Annotated in this window: 18 protein-coding genes; 10 read left to right on the forward strand and 8 right to left on the reverse strand. The window is 70.0% G+C overall.

Annotation, left to right across the window (positions count from 1 at the left end; translation table 11 throughout):
- Positions 1 to 67: 67 nt before the first annotated feature.
- The 3 genes from ACTWOL_RS19150 (at position 68) to ACTWOL_RS19160 (ending at position 5,314) form a co-directional block, all read left to right on the forward strand.
- A complete protein-coding gene (locus ACTWOL_RS19150; RefSeq protein ID WP_474297955.1) occupies positions 68 to 2,653 on the forward strand; it encodes a Pls/PosA family non-ribosomal peptide synthetase in 2,586 nt (861 codons plus the stop codon).
- A gap of 216 nt (positions 2,654 to 2,869) precedes the next feature.
- Positions 2,870 to 4,606: a sensor histidine kinase gene (locus ACTWOL_RS19155; RefSeq protein WP_474297956.1), complete on the forward strand. Its 1,737-nt coding sequence runs from the start codon at positions 2,870 to 2,872 to the stop codon at positions 4,604 to 4,606.
- A gap of 18 nt (positions 4,607 to 4,624) precedes the next feature.
- Complete coding sequence (locus ACTWOL_RS19160) at positions 4,625 to 5,314, forward strand: response regulator (protein ID WP_474297957.1); 690 nt, start codon at positions 4,625 to 4,627, stop codon at positions 5,312 to 5,314.
- Between the two features lie 145 nt (positions 5,315 to 5,459).
- Here ACTWOL_RS19160 and ACTWOL_RS19165 read toward each other — a convergent pair whose 3' ends face one another.
- Positions 5,460 to 6,074 (reverse strand): FMN-dependent NADH-azoreductase, encoded by a 615-nt coding sequence (locus tag ACTWOL_RS19165; RefSeq protein WP_474297959.1) that lies wholly within the window; start codon positions 6,072 to 6,074, stop codon positions 5,460 to 5,462.
- Between the two features lie 147 nt (positions 6,075 to 6,221).
- Between ACTWOL_RS19165 and ACTWOL_RS19170 the strand changes: the two genes are divergently transcribed.
- The 4 genes from ACTWOL_RS19170 to ACTWOL_RS19185 all read left to right on the forward strand — a co-directional run bounded on the left by ACTWOL_RS19170 (position 6,222) and on the right by ACTWOL_RS19185 (position 9,716).
- Positions 6,222 to 6,596: a winged helix-turn-helix transcriptional regulator gene (locus ACTWOL_RS19170; protein WP_474297960.1), complete on the forward strand. Its 375-nt coding sequence runs from the start codon at positions 6,222 to 6,224 to the stop codon at positions 6,594 to 6,596.
- 164 nt (positions 6,597 to 6,760) lie between these two features.
- Positions 6,761 to 8,200, forward strand: a complete 1,440-nt coding sequence (locus ACTWOL_RS19175; RefSeq protein ID WP_474297961.1) for a DUF2252 domain-containing protein — start codon at positions 6,761 to 6,763, stop codon at positions 8,198 to 8,200.
- Between the two features lie 55 nt (positions 8,201 to 8,255).
- Positions 8,256 to 9,302, forward strand: coding sequence for a hypothetical protein (locus tag ACTWOL_RS19180; protein ID WP_474297962.1), 1,047 nt, complete (start codon positions 8,256 to 8,258; stop codon positions 9,300 to 9,302).
- Positions 9,303 to 9,371: 69 nt separating this feature from the next.
- Positions 9,372 to 9,716, forward strand: coding sequence for a rhodanese-like domain-containing protein (locus ACTWOL_RS19185; protein WP_474297963.1), 345 nt, complete (start codon positions 9,372 to 9,374; stop codon positions 9,714 to 9,716).
- A gap of 155 nt (positions 9,717 to 9,871) precedes the next feature.
- On the opposite strand, the gene ACTWOL_RS19190 is transcribed toward ACTWOL_RS19185, so the two are convergent.
- From ACTWOL_RS19190 to paaA, 6 genes are read right to left on the reverse strand one after another with little or no spacing between them, the layout of a single operon-like run.
- The gene (locus ACTWOL_RS19190) at positions 9,872 to 11,071 is read right to left on the reverse strand and encodes an acyl-CoA dehydrogenase family protein (protein WP_474297964.1); all 1,200 of its coding nucleotides are present in this window, start codon (positions 11,069 to 11,071) and stop codon (positions 9,872 to 9,874) included.
- A gap of 60 nt (positions 11,072 to 11,131) precedes the next feature.
- Positions 11,132 to 12,184, reverse strand: coding sequence for a 2Fe-2S iron-sulfur cluster-binding protein (locus ACTWOL_RS19195; protein ID WP_474297965.1), 1,053 nt, complete (start codon positions 12,182 to 12,184; stop codon positions 11,132 to 11,134).
- On the reverse strand, positions 12,185 to 12,682 hold the full coding sequence (paaD, locus tag ACTWOL_RS19200) for a 1,2-phenylacetyl-CoA epoxidase subunit PaaD (RefSeq protein WP_474297966.1): 498 nt from the start codon (positions 12,680 to 12,682) through the stop codon (positions 12,185 to 12,187).
- Entirely contained in the window at positions 12,676 to 13,377 is a 702-nt protein-coding gene (gene paaC / locus ACTWOL_RS19205; protein WP_474297967.1) for a 1,2-phenylacetyl-CoA epoxidase subunit PaaC, read from the reverse strand. The genes paaD and paaC overlap by 7 nt, the downstream gene beginning before the upstream one ends.
- A complete protein-coding gene (gene paaB / locus ACTWOL_RS19210) occupies positions 13,374 to 13,664 on the reverse strand; it encodes a 1,2-phenylacetyl-CoA epoxidase subunit PaaB (protein ID WP_360439132.1) in 291 nt (96 codons plus the stop codon). Before paaB ends, paaC begins: the two co-directional genes overlap by 4 nt.
- Positions 13,661 to 14,677 (reverse strand): 1,2-phenylacetyl-CoA epoxidase subunit PaaA, encoded by a 1,017-nt coding sequence (gene paaA, locus ACTWOL_RS19215; protein WP_474297968.1) that lies wholly within the window; start codon positions 14,675 to 14,677, stop codon positions 13,661 to 13,663. Before paaA ends, paaB begins: the two co-directional genes overlap by 4 nt.
- A gap of 120 nt (positions 14,678 to 14,797) precedes the next feature.
- On the opposite strand from paaA, the gene ACTWOL_RS19220 reads away from it, so the two are divergent.
- From ACTWOL_RS19220 to ACTWOL_RS19230, 3 genes are read left to right on the forward strand one after another with little or no spacing between them, the layout of a single operon-like run.
- The gene (locus tag ACTWOL_RS19220) at positions 14,798 to 15,541 is read left to right on the forward strand and encodes a DUF5819 family protein (RefSeq protein WP_474297969.1); all 744 of its coding nucleotides are present in this window, start codon (positions 14,798 to 14,800) and stop codon (positions 15,539 to 15,541) included.
- The gene (locus tag ACTWOL_RS19225; RefSeq protein ID WP_474297970.1) at positions 15,538 to 16,881 is read left to right on the forward strand and encodes an HTTM domain-containing protein; all 1,344 of its coding nucleotides are present in this window, start codon (positions 15,538 to 15,540) and stop codon (positions 16,879 to 16,881) included. Before ACTWOL_RS19220 ends, ACTWOL_RS19225 begins: the two co-directional genes overlap by 4 nt.
- Positions 16,878 to 17,531 (forward strand): TrmH family RNA methyltransferase, encoded by a 654-nt coding sequence (locus ACTWOL_RS19230; RefSeq protein ID WP_474297971.1) that lies wholly within the window; start codon positions 16,878 to 16,880, stop codon positions 17,529 to 17,531. The genes ACTWOL_RS19225 and ACTWOL_RS19230 overlap by 4 nt, the downstream gene beginning before the upstream one ends.
- A 114-nt stretch (positions 17,532 to 17,645) precedes the next feature.
- Here ACTWOL_RS19230 and paaN read toward each other — a convergent pair whose 3' ends face one another.
- Positions 17,646 to 19,307: a phenylacetic acid degradation protein PaaN gene (paaN, locus tag ACTWOL_RS19235; protein ID WP_474297972.1), complete on the reverse strand. Its 1,662-nt coding sequence runs from the start codon at positions 19,305 to 19,307 to the stop codon at positions 17,646 to 17,648.
- Between the last annotated feature and the right edge of the window lie 29 nt (positions 19,308 to 19,336).

A 19,336-nucleotide genomic window follows, 5' to 3' on the forward strand; every position in this document is an offset into this window, starting at 1 on the left:
CCCTGACGGGGCCCCGGGCTCCGACCGTATGGGCGGGAGCCGGCCCCTGGGTCTCCGGGGAAGGGCCGTGACCTCCGACGGCGGTGTCCGTGCCGCGTCCGCGGAGACAGCCTCCGGCGGGGGTACCTCGGGTACGGGCGGGGCAGCAGCGAGTACCGAGTCGCTCCTGGCCGAGGTGCTGGCCGGAGTCATGCGTACCGATGAGGTGCCGGTCGACGGCGACTTCTTCACCGACCTGGGTGCCGATTCACTGGTGATGGCGCAGTTCTGCGCGCGCGTGCGCAAGCGGGACGACCTGCCGACGGTGTCGATGAGGGACGTCTACGAGCATGCGACGATCCAGGGTCTGGCGGCCGCGTTCCCGGGCACCGAACCCTCTCCGGCCCCGGCCCAGGCACCGCCGGGAGCCGACTCGCACGGGCCGGCCCAGGCCACCGGAGAGCCGTCGGCCGCGTCGGATGAGCATCGGCCGCCGACCATGCCGCAACCGCGGACCGAGCCGCACGTGCGGACCATGCCGTATGTGCTGTGCGGGGCGGCGCAGCTCCTCTTCTACCTCGTCTTCTCCTGCCTGGGGGCTCTCGTCGCCATCGAGGGCTATGAGTGGGTCACGGCCGGCTCGGGGACGGCGGATCTCTATGTGCGGGCCGTGCTGTTCAGCGTCGTGGTCTTCTTCGGGCTGTGCGCCCTTCCCCTCGTCGCCAAGTGGGCACTCATCGGCCGCTTCACCCGCACCAGGATCCGGGTCTGGAGTCTCGGCTATCTGCGCTTCTGGTGCGTGAAGACCCTCATCCGCACCAGCCCGGCAAGGCTGCTGGCCGGGTCGCCGCTGTATGTGCTCTTCCTCAGAGCCCTCGGCGCGCACATCGGGAAGGGCGTCACCGTGCTTTCCCGTACCGTTCCGGTCTGCACCGATCTGCTCTCTGTCGGTGACGGCACGGTCATCCGCAAGGACGTCTTCCTGTCCTGCTACCGGGCACACGACGGCTGGATCGAGGCGGGCCCGGTCACCTTGGGCACGGACGTGATGGTCGGTGAGCAGACGGTGGTCGACATCGAGACGTCGATGGGTGACGGCTCCCGGCTCGGTCATGCCTCGTCCCTGCAATCAGGGCAGGCCGTTCCGGTGGGCGAGACCTGGCACGGCTCTCCGGCCCGGGCGGCGGCGACCGACTACGGCGCTGTACCGCCCGCCGAATGCGGCACCCTGCGCAAGGCCCTCTACAGCCTGGGCCAGTTGGCGGCGATGCTGCTGGTGTATCTGCCCCTGACAGTGGCCGGTGTGAGTCTGGTGCTCACGGTGGCGCCGCAGCTGAGCGGGGTGCTGAGTCCCGAGACGCCGGCGGTCACGAGTCCCGCGTTCTTCGTCGACGCTCTGCTTGCCTCCCTGGTGGCCTTCTTCGGCGCCCTGCTGGTGGGTCTGCTGCTGGTGAGCGCCCTCCCGCGGCTGCTCAGCCTGGCGATCAAACCCGGCCGGGTCTATCCGTTGTACGGCTTCCACTACGGCGTTCAGCGAGCGATCCTGCGGCTGACCAACATCAGGTTCTTCACCACGCTCTTCGGGGACAGCTCCGCGATCGTGCACTATCTGCGATACGTGGGGTACGACCTGAGCCGTGTCGAGCAGACGGGGTCGAACTTCGGCACGATGGTCAAGCACGACAGCCCGTATCTGAGCCGGGTCGGCAGCGGAACGATGGTGGCCGACGGTCTGTCGATCATCAATGCCGACTTCTCCAGCACCTCCTTCCGCCTCGCGCCGACGTCGATAGGGCCGAGCAACTTCCTCGGCAACAACGTCGCGTATCCCTCAGGCGGGCGCACGGGTGACAACTGCCTGCTCGCGACCAAGGTGATGGTTCCCGTCGACGGGCCGGTGCGAGAAGGCGTGGGGCTGCTCGGCTCGCCCTGCTTCGAGATCCCGCGCACCGTGCTGCGCGACACCCGGTTCGACCACCTGGCCACCGGCGACGAGCTGCGGCGTCGTCTGGCAGCGAAGAACCGGCACAACGCGTTCACCGCGAGCCTTCATCTGCTGGCCCGGTGGTTGCACTTCTTCGTGCTCGCCCTCATCGCCATGGCCGCCGTCGACTTCTACCACGTCCACGGTGTGCCGGTGCTGGCGCTGGCGAGCCTGGTCACCATGGTGTTCACCATCGCCTTCTTCACCGCGATCGAGCGGGCCGTCACCGGCTTCCGGGCCTTGAAGCCGCTGTACTGCTCTATCTACGACCCCGCCTTCTGGTCGCATGAACGCTTCTGGAAGCTGACCTCGCACCGCTATATGCAGGCGTTCAACGGCACACCCTTCAAGGCCGTGGTGTGGCGGCTGCTGGGCGCCAAGGTCGGCCGGCGGGTCTTCGACGACGGCTGCAGCCTGATCGAGCGGACCCTCGTGTCCATCGGAGACGACTGCACCCTCAATGCCGCGAGCGTTATCCAGTCGCACTCCCAGGAAGACGGCGCCTTCAAGTCGGATCACGCCACGATCGGCCGGGGAGTGACCCTCGGCGTGGGGGCGTTCGTCCACTACGGCACGGTCGTGGGCGACCGGGCTCAACTCGCTGCCGACACCTTCCTGATGAAGGGCGAGGAGGTGCCTCCTCAGGCGCGATGGGGCGGGAACCCGGCTGCGGAACTGGCATCGCCATAAGCGAGGAGCGTCGGCGGCGCACCATGGCCGTCGTGTCTCGTGAGGACATCGCCAAGGCTGGTGGCGGCAGCCCTGCGCTGACTGCGCTTGACTGAACTGACTGCGCAGACACGGAGGACGATCACGGCCCCGAGCGGCGGCGTGCGACCAACGTCGCACGCAGGGTGCGACGAAAGGGGGCCGCGGGAAGCCGGGGCCAACGACTAAGGTTCGGCCGTGCACGCGTCAATAAACACCTGGACTGGGATACGCCCGCGGATCGCGGAGGGCTGGCGCTGGTTGGCGCCGCCGGAGCTGTGGACCAGGACCAGGACGGCGGGTGAGGCGGTCCTCGCGCTCGTCATGGGACTGCTCGTGGCCGGCGTGGGGGAAGCCATGGCGGCGCCGGCCCTGGAGGTGACCGCCGGAGGGGCCGGAGCGGCCGTGCTGTCGCTGCTGCGGCGCAGACTGCCGGTGAGCGCGCTCGTGGTGACGGCGGGGCTGACACCTGTCATCGACGGGTTCGTCCCTCTCATGATGGTCGTCGGCTGGTCGGCGGGACGCCGGATCAGGGGGGCGGGGCGGGCACTTGCCGCGTTCACCGGCGCCTATCTGGTCTGCCTCTCGGCCACCTTCGTAGACAACTGGACGCTCAGCCACGCCCTCACCCTGGTGCTGCTGGCGAGTGTTTTCTTCCTGGGGACGGCGCTGGTGCCGGGCCTGGCAAGCCGGTACTGGACCCAGCGCCGGACCCTGCTGCGCACGCTCCAGGACCGCAACCTCCAACTGCTGCGCGAACGCGAGATGGTGGCGGGCCAGGCCCGGCTGCGGGAGCGCCAGCGGATCGCCCAGGACATGCACGACAGCCTCGGGCATCAGCTGGCTCTGATCGCCGTCCACACCGGTGCCCTGGAAGTCGACCGTGATCTGACCGGCCGGCAGCGGGAGGCCGTCGGTGTGCTGCGGGAGGCGTCCGTCGCCGCCATGCACGAACTCCGCGAGGTCGTGGGCATTCTCCGTGACGGAGTGGAAGGACCCGCCCCGGCGGCGGACGAGACGGGCAGGGCCGCGCGCGGGACGGTCGGCATCGCGGGTCTGGTGGAGTCGGCGAGAGCGGCCGGCCCCGGCTATGCGGTGGAGCTGCGGAAGGTGGGAGAGGCCAGGCCGCTCGCGGCGGCGGCGGACCATGCGGCGTACCGCATCGTCCAGGAGGCCCTGACCAACGCCTTCAAGCACGCGCCCGGTGCGCCGATCACCGTGGAGCTGCGCTACGAACCCGATTCGTTCGTGGCGGAGATCGTCAACGGCCGGCCCACGGAGGCCGCGACGGACGCCGCGGGCGAGGTCGTCAGCGGCGGCCAGGGGCTGACCGGGCTCGACGAACGTGCCCGGCTGGTGGGCGGCATGGTGCATGCCGGGATGCTCGAGAGCGGAGGCTTCCGCGTCGCGGGGGTGCTGCCGTACGGCGTCGTCGATGCCGCGCCCATCGCCGATGCGACGGACGCGTTTCGGGAGCAACAGCTGCTGGTCCCCCTCAAGAACGGTGTTCCGATCAGCGACTGGACCGTTTCGGAGCGGGAGCTGGCGATGGGAGGCGCGCCCAGGAGCAGAGGCGGCGGGGTGGCTCTCGGATGCGGGATCGCCGCCGGAGCCGCCCTGTTGCTGGTCCTGGTGAGCCTCGTCGGACTGTTCTTCCTGTTGGGGTCCCTGGACCAGGGAATGATCGGTCCCGGGGAGTACGACGCCGTCGAGGTCGGTATGTCCGAGGAAGACGTACGCAACCAGCTGCCGGACGGCGACACGATCGCCACGATCGGACTCCAGGGAACCGGGCCGAAGAGGCCGCCCGGCTCGTCGTGTCTTGTGCTCATGTCCTCCGAGACGGGGAACGGCGTGGAGACCGAACCGGTTTTCCGGTTCTGCTTCAAGGACGGCAAGCTGGTGGAGAAGAGGTCGTACGAGACCAGGCGGTAGCGAGGCGAGGGGAGCGCAGTGACCCGGTCCCAGCACGCAGTGACCCGGTCCGGGGAGTCGCCGGTCAGGGTGGTGATCGTCGACGACGAGCCGCTGATTCGTGCCGGGATCAGGCTTATCCTCACCTCCGATCCGGACGTCGAAGTGGTCGCGGAGGGGGCGAACGGCCGGGAGGCCGTGGAACTGGCCCGGTCACACGACGCGGATGTGGTTCTGCTCGACATCCAGATGCCGGGTATGGACGGCCTGACCGCGCTGTCCGAGCTGCGCAGAGTCGCACCGCGGGCCCGGGTCATCGTGCTGACGACCTTCGGAGAGCGTGAGAACGTGCTGCGGGCGCTGGAGCGCGGAGGCGCCGGGTTTCTGCTGAAGGACACCGCCCCCGCGGAGTTGATCCGGGCGGTGCGTGCGGCCGCCGCGGGCGATGCCTATCTCTCGCCCGGTGCGGCGCGGCATGTGGTGGACCAGCTGGCCTCGAGGCGGGCGGTGGGGCGCAGCGAAGAGGCCCGGGCGAGGGTGGCGACGCTGGGCGCCCGGGAGCGTGACGTGCTCGTACTGCTCGGGGAGGGTCTCTCCAACGCCGAGGCGGGGCGGAGGCTGCATATGAGCGAGGCCACCGTGAAGACCTATGTGAGCCGGATCCTGGCCAAGCTGGACTGCGAGAACCGCGTCCAGGCGGCACTTCTGGCACGGGACGCGGGGCTGTAGCGGACTGCTGTTCCCCGGGGCCGGCGTCCTGGTCGGCGCGACCGGGGTACGGCTCGAGTGGATGTTTCACGTGGAACGGTGGCCAGGCCGGGCGACGGTGCTGGTCGGCTGCTGTGCCGCCGCCCGGTCCGATCCTGTGCGCCGGTTACGCGGCGAGACGCCCGGCCAGGTCCTTCGCCTTCTGTGAGGCCTCGTCGAGCGCCTTTGTGCGGGAGGCCTCGGCGAGCGGCACGAACTCGGCCATCGCGGGCCTGTGCGGTGCCAGCGTCATCTCGGGGACGATGAAGTCGACCGTGGCACCGAGCATCCCGGTGAGGACCTTCTCCATGTAGTTCCGGACGAACTCGAAGTCCTCGCGCGGCGTTCCGGGCCCGTACGAGCCGCCGCGGCTCGCGACGACGGTGACCGGGGTGCCCGCCACCGGGCCGTCCGGGGTGCCCGCGTTGTGGCCCACGATGATCGCGTGGTCCAGCCAGGCCTTGAGGGTGGACGGAATCGTGAAGTTGTACATCGGAGCCCCGATCAGCACGGCGTCCGCCTCCGCGAGTTCGGCGGCGAGTTCCGCGCGCAGCGCGTGTCCCGCGCCCGCGGAGGCCGAAGCGGCATCCAGATGGGGCAGCGGGTGCGCGGCCAGATCGCGGTAGACGACCTTGCCCTCCGGGTGCGCCTCGAGCCAGGACTTCACAAAGGCGGCGGTGACGTCCCGCGATGCGGATCCCTGGGGGAGCAGGGAGGAATCGATGTGCAGCAGTGTGGCCACGGTGGCTCTCCAAGATCAATGAGGTGGTATGAGGCCCGCTCTGAGATCCCGCTCGGGGACCCGGGCGGAAGTTCCGTATGGAACTATGAATAGCACACTCCCTTACTTTTTCTCACCCCCTCACATCGAAGCAGTACGCTTGGGGCCATGGCGAAGGGCATGGCGGATCACAACAGGCATGCATGCGCGCAGGTCGACGAGTCGATCACGCGGGTATTCGGGCTGCTCGGCAAACGCTGGACCGGCCCGATCTTGTACGTGCTGATGCAGCAGCCCGTGCACTTCGCCGATCTGCGCCGGGCGATCCCCGGGATCAGCGAGCGCATGCTGTCGGACCGGCTGACCGAGCTGGGTGCGGCCGGGCTGACCCTGCGCGAGGTCGACGAGGGGCCGCCGCTGAGGGTCTGCTACCGGCTCACGGAGGCCGGTGCGGCACTGGAGCCCGCGCTGAAGGAACTGGGGCGGTGGGCGGACGCCCATCTGCCCGGCGGTGTCCGCGGGGACGGACCCTGCCGGCCGTGAACCAGGCTGGTGCCGCCTGTGGATGCCGGACCTTTTTGCCGGCATGGGCGCGGTGGTCCCCGGGGTGCCCCATGAGGTTGTCCACAGGGGAAGACGGCTGTCCGGCGTAGGGGTACCTTCTTGGACAGTTGATGTTGCACGACGTCGGGGGAGGCGGTCCCGCCATGGGTGAGATCGAAGCGGTGGTGCCGGTGCAGCGGCAGGTTCCGGGGGGCGGGCGTATTCCCGAGGTGACCGGCTTCGCCCGGCTCGGGAGCGGCGGGGAGAAGTCCCCCAAGGAGGCGGGAAAGGCCCTGCGGGTCAAGGTTCCGCGCTCCTCCCACGACACCCTGCTCATAGGCGCCGGACGGCCGGACGCGGTGCGGGCCGTCGAGGAGTCCAGCCGCGGCAGGGTGCCCGAGCTCGCCCCGATCCGGGTGGGGCGGATGGCAGCGACGCCTTTCGCGTTCCTGCGCGGCGCGGCCGGTCTGATGGCACACGATCTGGCAGCCACCCCGGTGACGGGTATCGCGGCCCAGATCTGCGGCGACGCCCATGCGGCGAACTTCGGGCTGTACGGCGACGCCCGCGGCCGCCTGGTCATCGATCTGAACGACTTCGACGAGACCGTCACAGGCCCCTGGGAGTGGGACCTCAAGCGGCTAGCCGCCTCCATCGTCCTCGCCGGCCGGGAGACGGGTGCCGACGAAGACACCTGCCGCAAGGCCGCGTTCGACGCGGCGGGGGCGTATCGCAGGACCATGCGGCTCATGGCCAAGCTCCCGGTCCTGGACGCCTGGAACGCGATCGCGGACGAAGAACTCGTCTCCCACACCGACGCCCGCGATCTGGTGGGCACCCTGGAACGTGTCTCGGAGAAGGCCCGGAGCAACACGAGCGCGCGGTTCGCCGCCAAGGCGACGACGGACGGGCCGGACGGCGGCCGCCACTTCGTCGACGCGCCTCCCGTGCTGCGCCGGGTGCCGGACAAGGAGGCGAGTGCCGTCGCGGCCTCGCTGGGGGAGTATCTGGAGACCCTCTCCGAGGACCGGCTGCCGCTCCTCGCCCGGTACACCATCCACGACGTGGCCTTCCGGGTCGTGGGCACCGGCAGCGTGGGGACCAGGTCCTATGTGGTGCTGCTGATCGACCATCGCGGCGAGCCGCTCGTGCTCCAGGTCAAGGAGGCGCGTCCCTCCGCGCTGCTGCCGTATCTTCCGGCCGCGGGCTTCGCGCTGCCCGAGCCGGTCCACGAGGGACGCCGCGTCGTGCAGGGCCAGAAGCGGATGCAGGTGGTCAGCGACATCCTGCTGGGCTGGACGACGGTGGAGGGCAGGCCCTTCCAGGTGCGCCAGTTCAGGAACCGCAAGGGCAGCGTGGACCCTGCCGCTCTGTTGGCCGACCAGGTGGACGACTACGCCCGGATGACAGGAGCGCTGCTCGCCCGCGCTCATGCCCACAGCGCCGATCCCCGGCTGGTGGCCGGTTACTGCGGGAAGAACGAGGAGCTGGACGAGGCGGTGGCCGGATTCGCCGTGCTGTACGCCGACCGCACGGAGGCGGACCACGCCGACTTGGTGGCCGCGGTGCGCAGCGGGCGAATAGCCGCTGAGCTGGGCGTGTGACGGCTTTCTTGCGGGCTGTACGGGGCCGGTGGGCACTCTGCCATACGCTGGGCGGGTGACCGAGGACCCTCCCGGGGTGCCGACGACCCGGGCCGACGACGAGCAGGACGACCATCGCGTGGACGAGCAGAGCAACGTGGACGACCACGTCACGCAAGGTGCGCAGACCGCGTTCGATGACGCCCCGGCAGCCCGGGCGGTCCACGACGGCTCCGGCGCTGACGCGGATCAGGACCAGGGGCAGGATCAGGTTTTGGGCAAGGGTCAGGACCAGGACCAGGACCAGGACCAGCCGGACGCTGCCGGCGGCCGGTCGGACCCGGGCGCCGAGCGGCCCGAGGCCCGGCTGGGGCGGGCGGTCCGCGTTGCCGAGCAGGCACTGATCGAGTTCGAGATCGCGGTGGAGACCTTCCGGGTCGAGGTGGAGAACTTCTCCCGGCTGCACCACCAGAAACTCGGACCGATGTACGCCCGGCTCGACGAGCTCGACGCCCAGATCGCGGAGGCCCGCGCCGCCCGGACCGGTGACCCGGAGGATCTGCGCAAGGCGCAGGAAGCCCGGGCCATCGTGATGCCGATGCCCGGCGTCGACGAGCTCTTCCACGACTGGATCGACTCGGAGGGGCTGTCCCCGGAGGCCGCGGCGATGCTCACCGACCAGTCCGTGCAGCCGCCGAAGCGGGTGCGGCCCACCGACGAGGCGAAGAAGCTCTACCGGGAGCTCGTCCGCAAGGCTCACCCGGATCTGGCGCAGGAGGAGAAGGAGCGGCTGCGCCGGGAGGAGTTCATCACCCGGGTGAACGCGGCCTATGCGCGCGGGGACGAAGCCGTGCTGCGTGAGCTGCTGCAGGAGTGGGACGCCGGACCGGTACCGGAGGCACCCGCGCTCAACGAGAGCGAGGAGCTCTACGCCCGCCTCGAGTGGCTGTCGCAGCGCAAGGAACTGCTGACGCTGATCGCCAAGGAGTTGGAGGACAGCGCGATCGGCGCGATGCTGAGGATGGCGCCGGACGATCCGGACCGGCTGCTCGACGAGATCGCCGAGCAGCTGCTCGCACAGGTCGCCCAGCGTGAGGCGGAGCTGGCCGAGCTGGTGCAGTAGGTTTCCCGGAGACGTTCCTCCCGCCCCGCCCGGCAACCGTCCTCCCGGTACGAGAGAAGGCTCATCCCCATGAATTTCGCCCCGCTGCCCTCGATCGACGCGGCGTCCGTACCGGTCGGCGGTCTCGTGCTCGACGTCCGGGAGGGCGACGAGTGGACGGCCGGACACGTCGAGGGCGCGCTGCACATCCCGATGAGCGATTTCGTGGCCCGCTTCGGAGAGGTCACCGAGGCCGTCGCCGAGGGCCGCCGCGCCCATGTGATGTGCCGGGTGGGCGGACGTTCCGCCCAAGTCACGCAGTATCTGGTCCAGCAGGGCATCGACGCCGTGAACATCGACGGCGGAATGCTCGCCTGGGAGGCCGCCGGCCGCCCGATGATCACCGAGGACGGCACCCCGGCGTTTGTGCTGTAGCCGGTCTGCTGCGGTGCCACGGTGCCCGTGCCCGCTCCTGTGTCTATCCCTGTGCACCGGGCCTGAGCAGTTCTGAGGCACCGTCCGCGCGGGATCGTCGGCATGTACGGCAGGACCGCCGGGTTGGAGCGGCGGGCACGGGCCGGCCCGGGGTGTCAGCCGAGCGGGTGGGCGGCCAGCAGTTCACCCAGTGCCTCTTCATGGGCCGCTGCCGGGCCGAGGGAGAGCTCGAGCTGCTTGGCCCAGGCGTGGTAGCGGTGGAGTGGGTAATCGGTGTCGGCACCGAAGCCGCCGTGCAGATGCTGCGCCGTCTGGACGACGCGGCGCACCCCCTCCGAGGCCCAGATCTTCGCCACCGCGATATCACCGGAAGGGGGCAGCGCCCCGTCTGCGCCGGTGCCGATGCGCCAGGCGGCCTGCCAGAGCGTCGCCTCCATCGCCCTCAGATCGATGTAGCGGTCGGCTGCCTGCACGGCCACGGCCTGGAAGGTCGCGACGGGGAACCCGAACTGTTCGCGCTTTGCGGTGTACTCGCTGGTCATCGACAGCACCCGCTCGCCGAGACCGAGCGCCAGCGCACATGTCCCCGTGGCGAGCAGACCACGCAGCCACTCCCAGGCTCCCCCGGCGACGATGAGCGCATCACCGCCGACCGGCACGGAGTCGAGCCTTGCCTCGGCGAAGAGCTCCCCGCTCGTGGAGTACTGCTCGGCGAGCGTCAGACCGTCCTCGCCGCGGGGCACCAGCGCCAGGACTGCTCCCCCGTCGTCGGTGTGCGCGGGAATCGCGATCAGATCGGCGCAGTGGGCCCAGGGGATTCCGGTCTGCACCCCGTCCAGCACCCAGGCCCCGCCTTCGTCGCGTGCCCGGACGCCGAGCTCGGCAGGATCATGGCCGGTGCGGCCGTTGGCCCCGACCGTCAGCACCAGCTCGCCGCGGCCGACGCGCGGCAGCAGGTCAGCGCTCAGCGCCGGGCGGCCGAAGCGCTGCACCGCCATGGCGACCGCGCAGGTCTCCAGCAGCGGCACTCGCGCCAGCACCTTCGCCGACTCGCGCAGCACCAGACAGAGCGCGAGGGGATCGAGGCCCGCCCCGTCGTACTCCGGGGCAAGCACCAGGCTCAGCAGATCGGCATCTGCCAGCCTGGCCCACAGAGGCCGGTCGAACTCCTCTGCCACGGCGCCCACGGTGAGTGCCGGACTCGGCACTCCGTCGGGAGCCACGCCCGAGAAGACCGCCTTCGCAGCCTCGACGGCCGCCTGTTGCTCCTCGCTGAAGGTGAAGTCCACCGTCCCGCCCTCCCGCGCCCGGCCCGTCGCCATCCGCCGGGCCCATCGGATCTGACGGACCGTCAAGATAGAACAGGTTCGTGTGGAAGGGAATGGTGAGGGCGACGCGGGAAGCCGGCGGCGGCCTCAGCGGTCGAAGTCCAGCTCCACCTCGGAGGTCATGGGATGCGACTGGCAGGCCAGCACATAGCCCGCATCCGTCTCGTCCCCCTCCAGTGCGAAGTTCCGCTCCATACGGACCTCACCGGACACCAGGAACGCCCGGCAGGTCCCGCACACCCCTCCCTTGCAGGCGTACGGCGCGTCGGAGCGGGCCCGCAGGACCGTCTCCAGCAGCGACTCCCCTTCCTGGACGGGCCACTTTCCCGAACGGCCGTCCAGCGTCGCGGTCAGTGTGCTGTGGGCGGGCGCCGCGATGGGAGCGGCGGCTGGCGCCTCGTCCACATGGAAGATCTCCTCGTGGACACGGCCCTTCTCCACACCCAGCGCCCGCAGTGCCCGCTCGGCGCCCTGGACCAGCCCGAACGGGCCGCAGAGGAACCAGCCGTCCACCTCGGCCACCCCGAGCAGCGCGGGCAGCAGAGCGGTCAGACGCTCCTCGTCGAGCCGCCCGGACGGGAGGCCCGCCTGCTGCTCTTCCCGGGAGAGCACGGTGACCAGCTGAAAGCGACCGGGATAGCGGTCCTTGAGGTCGGCCACTTCTTCCAGGAACATCGTCGAAGCCGCGGTCCGGTCGCTGCGGATCAGACAGAACCGGGCCTCCGGCTCCCGCGCCAGCAGCGTCGCCGCCATCGACAGCACGGGCGTGATCCCGCTGCCCCCGACGATCGCGGCGAAGTGCCCGGGCCGCGGTGCCAGGACGAACCGGCCCATCGGCTGCATGACCTCCACCGTGTCCCCCACGGCGAGCTCCTTGAGGGCGTAGGTGGAGAACTCGCCGCCGTCGACGAGGCGGATACCCACCCGTAGCACCGGCGCCTCGCCTGCGGGGACGGCCGGTGCGCAGATCGAGTACGTACGCCGGATCTCCTCGCCGTGCGCCCCCGTACGGCGGACGGCGATGTGCTGGCCGGGCGTATGGCGGAAGGCGTCGTGGAGCTCGGCGGGGACCGCGAGTGTGACGGCCACCGAGTCGTCCGTGAGCTGCTCGACCTCGGTGACCCGGAGCGGATGGAACATCTACAACTCCTTGAAGTGGTCGAACGGTTCGCGGCAGGCCACACAGCGGCGGAGCGCCTTGCAGGCGGTGGAGGAGAACCTGCTGAGCAGTTCGGTGTCGGTGGACCCGCAGTGCGGGCAGCGCACGGAGAGGGTGAGCGCCACCGGACCGTCGGGGCCGCCCGGGCGCGGCGGGGCTATCCCGAACTCCGCCAGCTTGCGCCGCCCCTCGGCGCTGATGTCGTCCGTCGACCAGGCAGGCGAAAGCACCTTGACGACGGACACCTCGGCGATCCCGTGGTCGTGGAGCACTCGCTCTATGTCCGAGGACATCGCCTCGATGGCCGGGCAGCCGGTGTAGGTGGGTGTCAGCTCCACCTCGACCCTGCCCGGGCCGAGGACATGGACCCCACGGACCACACCCAGCTCTTCCAGGGTGAGCACGGGCAGCTCCGGGTCGGGGACGGAACCGGCGAGCCTGCGCAGCTCGGCCTCCGGCACGGTGTCGGTCGTCACCATGACGCCCCCGGATGGCTGCGGTGCAGATGCTGCATCTCGGCCAGCATCCGCCCGAAGGACTCGGTGTGCAGACCCTGCCGTCCGGCGCCCGCCGACCATGCGCCGGTGTCGGCGGAGTCCGGCACGGTCAGGGTGGCGCGCTGGAGCACGCTCGTGACCGACTCCAGCCAGCCCGCCCGAAGCGCCTCCCCGTCCACGTCCAGGCCCTCGACCGGCTGGAACATCTCGCCGGTGAACCGCCACAGCGCATCGCACGCACGCTGCATCCGCTCATGGCTCTCCGCGGTGCCGTCGCCCAGACGGAGGGTCCACTGCTCGGCGTGGTCCTGGTGGTACGTGACCTCCTTGACCGCCTTCGCCGCGAGCCCTGTGAAATCACCCTCGCCGGCGGCCAGCTGGGTGAACAGCAGCCGCTGGAAGGTGGAGAAGTACAGCTGGCGGGCGATGGTGTGGGCGAAGTCGCCGTTCGGCTGCTCGACCAGCTGGAGATTGCGGAAGGCCCGCTCCTCGCGCAGATACGCCAGCTCGTCCTCGTCACCGACGAGGGACAGCAGCGTGCGTGCCTGTCCCAGCAGGTCGAGTGCGATGTTGGCCAGCGCGACCTCTTCCTCGAGGACCGGGGCGTGACCCGCCCATTCGCCGAGCCGGTGGGAGAGCACCAAGGCGTCGTCCCCCAGCGCGAGTGCGGCCGTCACAGGTGCTTCACCCCTTCCGGGATCTCGTAGAAGGTCGGGTGCCGGTAGGGCTTGTCGGCAGCGGGCTCGAAGAACGGGTCCTTCTCGTCCGGGGAAGAGGCGGTGATCGCCGTGGACGGTACGACCCAGATGGACACGCCCTCATTGCGCCGGGTGTAGAGATCGCGGGCATTGCGTAGCGCCATCTCCGCGTCCGGGGCATGGAGGCTGCCGGCATGGGTGTGCGAGAGCCCGCGCCGCGAGCGTACGAACACCTCCCACAGCGGCCAGTCGGTCGAGCTGCTCATGCCTTCGCCTCCACATGCTCTCCATCACGCTTGACGCCCGCCGCGGACGCGGAGCCGTCCCGGGCACTCGCCGTCTTCGCGGCGTACGCCGCGGCTGCCTCGCGGACCCAGGCGCCTTCCTCATGGGCACGGCGGCGCTGGGTGATCCGCTGCTCGTTGCAGGGGCCGTTGCCCTTCAGGACCTGCCAGAACTCGTCCCAGTCGATGGTGCCGAAGTCGTGGTGCCCGCGCTCCTCGTTCCACCGCAGATGAGGGTCCGGCAGGGTCAGTCCCAGGGCCTCTGCCTGCGGGACGCAGATGTCGACGAAACGCTGCCGGAGCTCGTCGTTGGAATGGCGCTTGATCTTCCACTCCATGGACTGCGCCGAGTGTGCCGACTCGTCGTCCGGGGGGCCGAACATCATCAGCGAGGGCCACCACCAGCGGTTCACGGCGTCCTGGGCCATCTCGTGCTGGGCGGGTGTGCCCTGCGAGAGCGCGAGCAGCAGCTCGTATCCCTGGCGCTGGTGGAAGGACTCCTCCTTGCAGACGCGGACCATCGCGCGTGCGTAGGGACCGTAGGAGCAGCGGCAGAGCGGCACCTGGTTCGTGATCGCGGCGCCGTCCACCAGCCAGCCGATCGCGCCGACGTCGGCCCAGGTCAGCGTGGGATAGTTGAAGATCGAAGAGTACTTCTGGCGGCCGGAGTGGAGCTTGTCGAGCAGCTCGTCGCGGCTCGCTCCCAGCGTCTCCGTCGCGCTGTACAGGTACAGGCCGTGGCCCGCTTCGTCCTGCACCTTGGCCATCAGGATCGCCTTGCGCCGCAGCGAAGGCGCCCGGGTGATCCAGTTCGCCTCGGGCTGCATGCCGATGATCTCCGAGTGCGCGTGCTGAGCCATCTGGCGGATCAGCGAGGCGCGGTACTCGTCCGGCATCCAGTCACGTGGCTCGATGCGCTCGTCGGCGGCCACGGCAGCGTCGAACCGCGCCTGGTGCGTCGTAGCCGCAGTCGTCTCTGCAGTCACTGCCGTCATCGGGCCCCCTACCGACCGATCGTTCGGTTGAATGACTTCAATGGTGAGTCTGAGGCCCGTAAGGTGTCAACCCTGTGGATGACCGCGGTGGACCGAAGAGACCATGGGAGTCGGGGCGGGATGGACTCGTACGGCAGCGAGGGCGCGAAGCGGGAGGATGCGCCGTCGGGTGACGGCGGCGCCCAAGAGGGCATAGTCGCCCTTTCGCTCCCTTACCAGGTGGTTGCGGCGGTCGCCCTCGCGGTCGTCGGTGCGCTCGCCTGCGTCCATCTGGCCATGGTGTTCCTTCATGTCGCGCCCTCGAACACCGTCACGAAGCAGCACGGCGAGACCGTCGACGGATGGATCTATCCGGAGTTCGAGCAGAACTGGAAGCTCTTCGCCCCCAATCCGCTGCAGCAGAACATCGGCGTCCAGGTGCGTGCCGAGGTCGTGGCACGCGACGGCTCCCGCAGGACCAGTGACTGGATCGACCTTGCCGCCGAGGACAGCGAGGCCATCCGCGGCAATCTCCTCCCGAGCCACGCCTATCAGAACGAGCTCCGGCGCGGCTGGGACTTCTACCTCAACTCCCACACCGACGACAACCGGCCCAACGGTCTGCGGGGCCAGCTCTCCGAGCGCTACATCCGCCGCATCGTGATGCTGCGCCTCGAGCGGCGCGACCTCGGTGGCCGGGTCGACCGCATCCAGGTCCGATCCGTCACCAGCTCGGTCGAGGCCCCGGCGTGGAGCAAGGAGAAGACGGACACCCGGTCGTACTACCGGACACTCCCCTGGTGGAACGTCTCCGCGGAGGACCTGCCCCTGGGCGCGCGCAACGACGGCAAGGGCAGTGCGGACGGTACGGAGGCGGCCAGGTGACCCAGGCACTCGACGCGGAGACCCCCGACCGCGACGGCCACGAGCCCCACGACGGCCACGACGGCCACGAGGGGGCCGGCGACAGCCATGAGCCCCGCGGAAGCCGGGAGCACCGCGGAGCCCATGAGGGCCCCGGGCGCATCCCGCCGGACCGCCGGCTGGCCGCTGCCATCCAGCGGGTCACGTCGACCGCCCTCGGTCCGTACCAGACGGCGATCGTCCGCATCGGCTTCTCGGTGACCTGGCTGGTGTTCCTGCTCTTCGAGTTCCCGCACCGGCGCGAGCTGTACGGGCCGGAAAGCCCCTGGGGCTGGGACATGGCCCAGCAGCTGATCACCGACAACCACGCCTTCACCGTGCTGATGTGGTCCGGCAGCGCGTTCTGGTTCGAGGCGGTCTACGCGATCGCCGTGCTGTCCAGCGTGCTGATGGCGCTCGGCTGGCGGACCCGCGCCACGTCCGTGGTCTTCATGGTCGGAGTGCTGACGCTGCAGAACCGGTCCATCTTCATGGGGGACGGCGGCGACAACGTCATCCACATCATGGCGATCTACCTCGTCCTCACCCGGTGTGCCCAGGTGTGGTCCCTGGACGCCAGGCGTACCCGGAACGGATCGGCGAAGGACACGGGGGGACGCGCACGGGACTGGGCGGGCCCGGTGCTGTGGTCGGTGCTCGGCGCCGCCCTGGTCGTGGCGACCTTCCTGGACGCGGGCGGCGGGGAGTGGTGGATGTACACCCTCCTGTGGCTGCTGTGGGTCTCCCAGGGCATGTGGTGGGCGGTGAACCGCCGGGCGCCGGGCAGTGAGCTGCGCACCCTCCTGGACATCCTCGCCAACCTCGCCCACAACGCCACCCTTGCCGTGATCATGGCCGAGGTCTGCCTGATCTACGCCACCGCAGGCTGGTACAAGATCCAGGGCTCACGCTGGCAGGACGGCAGCGCCTTGTACTACCCGCTCAAGCTCGACTACTTCACTCCCTGGCCCGCCCTCTCCGAGATCCTGGCGGGCAGCGGGGTGATCGTGATGCTGCTGACGTACGGCACGGTCATCGTCCAGGTGGCCTTCCCCTTCACGCTCTTCAATCGCAAGGTCAAGAACGTGCTGCTCGTGGCGATGATGCTGGAGCACGCGGGCATCGCCGTGCTGCTGGGTCTGCCCTTCTTCTCCTTCGCGATGATCGCCGCGGACGCGGTGTTCCTGCCCACGGTGTTCCTGCTCTGGCTCGGCGGCCGGGCGGCACGGGGGCGGGACCGGTTGGTGCGCCGCCGTGGACGGCGGGTGCCCGGGCAGCGCGGTGCCCCCGATGCCGAAGGCGCACGTACCCTCGTCGGGTGAGCAGCGAGACCCACGAACCGGTTCAGTACGACGACGGCTACGGCACCGAGATCGGCGTCGGCCCCCATCCGCGCCCCTGGCCGGAGGGTGCGCCGTACGACCCGGAGCTGCTCGCCCACGGCGACCGGCGCAATGTCGTCGACCGGTACCGGTACTGGACACGGGAGGCGATCGTCGCCGACCTGGACACCCGCCGGCACGACTTCCATGTGGCCGTGGAGAACTGGGGTCACGACTTCAACATCGGCTCCGTGGTGCGTACCGCCAACGCCTTTCTGGCGAAGGAGATCCACATCGTGGGCCGACGGCGCTGGAACCGCCGTGGTGCGATGGTCACCGACCGCTACCAGCATGTGCGCCACCACCCCGACACGGAGTCGCTGACGGCGTGGGCGGCAGCCGAGGACCTGCCGATCATCGGGATCGACAATCTGCCGGGCGCGGTACCGCTGGAGCGAACCGAGCTGCCCCGCCGGTGCGTGCTGCTCTTCGGCCAGGAAGGCCCCGGGTTGACGGAAGAGGCGCGCAGGCATTCCGCCATGGTCTGCTCCATCGCCCAGTTCGGCTCGACCCGGTCGATCAACGCGGGAGCGGCTGCGGCGATCGCGATGCATGCCTGGGTCCAGCGGCATGCGGAGATCTCCGGTTAGCCACCCCGTCGCCTTGGGAGCCGGACGGCGTCTCCGTCCTGCCAGGTCCGCACGGTCCGCCCGAACCGCGTGCCGCGTCTGACGAGACACGCGGTACGGGCAGATCCGTCGGCATCAGGCCTGGCGGCGTACCTCGACCACTCGGAAGCGGTTGGCGACGAAGGCCCCGTCGCACAGTGCCGCGTTCGCCGCGGGGTTGCCCCCGGAGCCGTGGAAGTCGGAGAAGGCCGCCGTCTGGTTCACATAGACACCGCCGGTGAGGTTCAGCGAGAGCTGCGCGGACTCCTCCAGGCAGACATCCTCGACCGCACGCTCGGTGTCGGCGGAGGTGGTGTACGCGCCGACCGTCATCGCACCCTTCTCGCGGATCGTGCGACGCAGCAGCTCCACCGCGTCCGCGGTCGTGTCGACCGCGACCGCGAACGCCACCGGCCCGAAGCACTCCGACATGTAGGAGGCCTCGTCGTCCGGCTTGGCGCCGTCCAGCTTCACGATGACCGGAGTACGCACCACGGCGTCCGGGAACTCGGGGTTGGTGACCTCGCGCGAGGCCAGGGCCACCTCGCCCAGGCCGGCCGCCGCCTCCAGACGGGCCTTCACATCGGGGTTGACCAGGGCGCCCAGCAGCGCGTTCGCCCGGGCGTCGTCCCCGAGGAGACCGGCCACGGCGGCGCCGAGGTCGGCCACCACCTCGTCGTACGTCTTGGGGCCCGCGTCCGTGCCGATGCCGTCACGTGGGATCAGCAGGTTCTGCGGCGTGGTGCACATCTGGCCGCTGTACAGCGACAGGGAGAAGGCCAGGTTGGACAGCATCCCCTTGTAGTCGTCGGTGGAGTCGACGACGACGGTATTGACACCGGCCTTCTCGGTGTAGACCTGGGCCTGGCGTGCGTGGGCCTCGAGCCAGTCACCGAACTCGGTGGAGCCCGTGTAATCGATGATCTTGATCTCGGGGCGTACGGCCAGGGTCTTCGCGAGGCCCTCGCCGGGGCGCTCCGCGGCCAGCGCCACCAGATTCGGGTCGAAGCCCGCCTCGCCGAGCACCTCGCGCGCGACACGCACCGTGAGGGCGAGCGGGAGAACGGCGCGCGGGTGGGGCTTGATCAGGACCGGGTTACCGGTGGCCAGGGACGCGAACAGGCCCGGATAGCCGTTCCACGTCGGGAAGGTGTTGCAGCCGATCAGCAGGGCGATGCCGCGCGGGGCCGCCGTGAAGGCCTTCCGCAGCTCCAGGGGGTCGCGCTTGCCCTGGGGCTTGGACCAGTCCGCCGAGGCAGGGGTGCGCATCTGCTCTTCGTACGCATAGGCCACCGCCTCGAGGCCGCGGTCCTGGGCGTGCGGGCCGCCCGCCTGGAACGCCATCATGAACGCCTGGCCGCTGGTGTGCATGACCGCGTGGGCGAACTCGTGGGTGCGGGCACTGATCCGGGAAAGGATCTCCAGGCAGACCAGGGCACGTGTCTCCGGCCCGGCCTCGCGCCAGGCGGCCATCCCGGCACGCATCGCCGGAAGCAGCACGTCGATGTCGGGATGCGGATACTCGATACCCAGCTGCGGCCCGTACGGCGACACTTCGCCGCCCGTCCAGTCGTCGGTGCCGGGCTGGTCCAGCTCGAAGCGGGTGCCCAGCAAGGCCTGGTAGGCCGCGAGGCCATCGGCCGCGCCGTTCTCGCCGTACGCCTTGGGGTGCTCCGGGTGGGGCGACCAGTACGCCCGGGAGCGGATCGCCTCGAGCGCTTGGTCGAGCGTCGGCCGGTGGGTCTCGGTCAACTGCATGAAGGACCAACTCCTCGTCGAGCTGGGCA

The organism is Micromonospora sp. IBHARD003 (assembly GCF_056106285.1).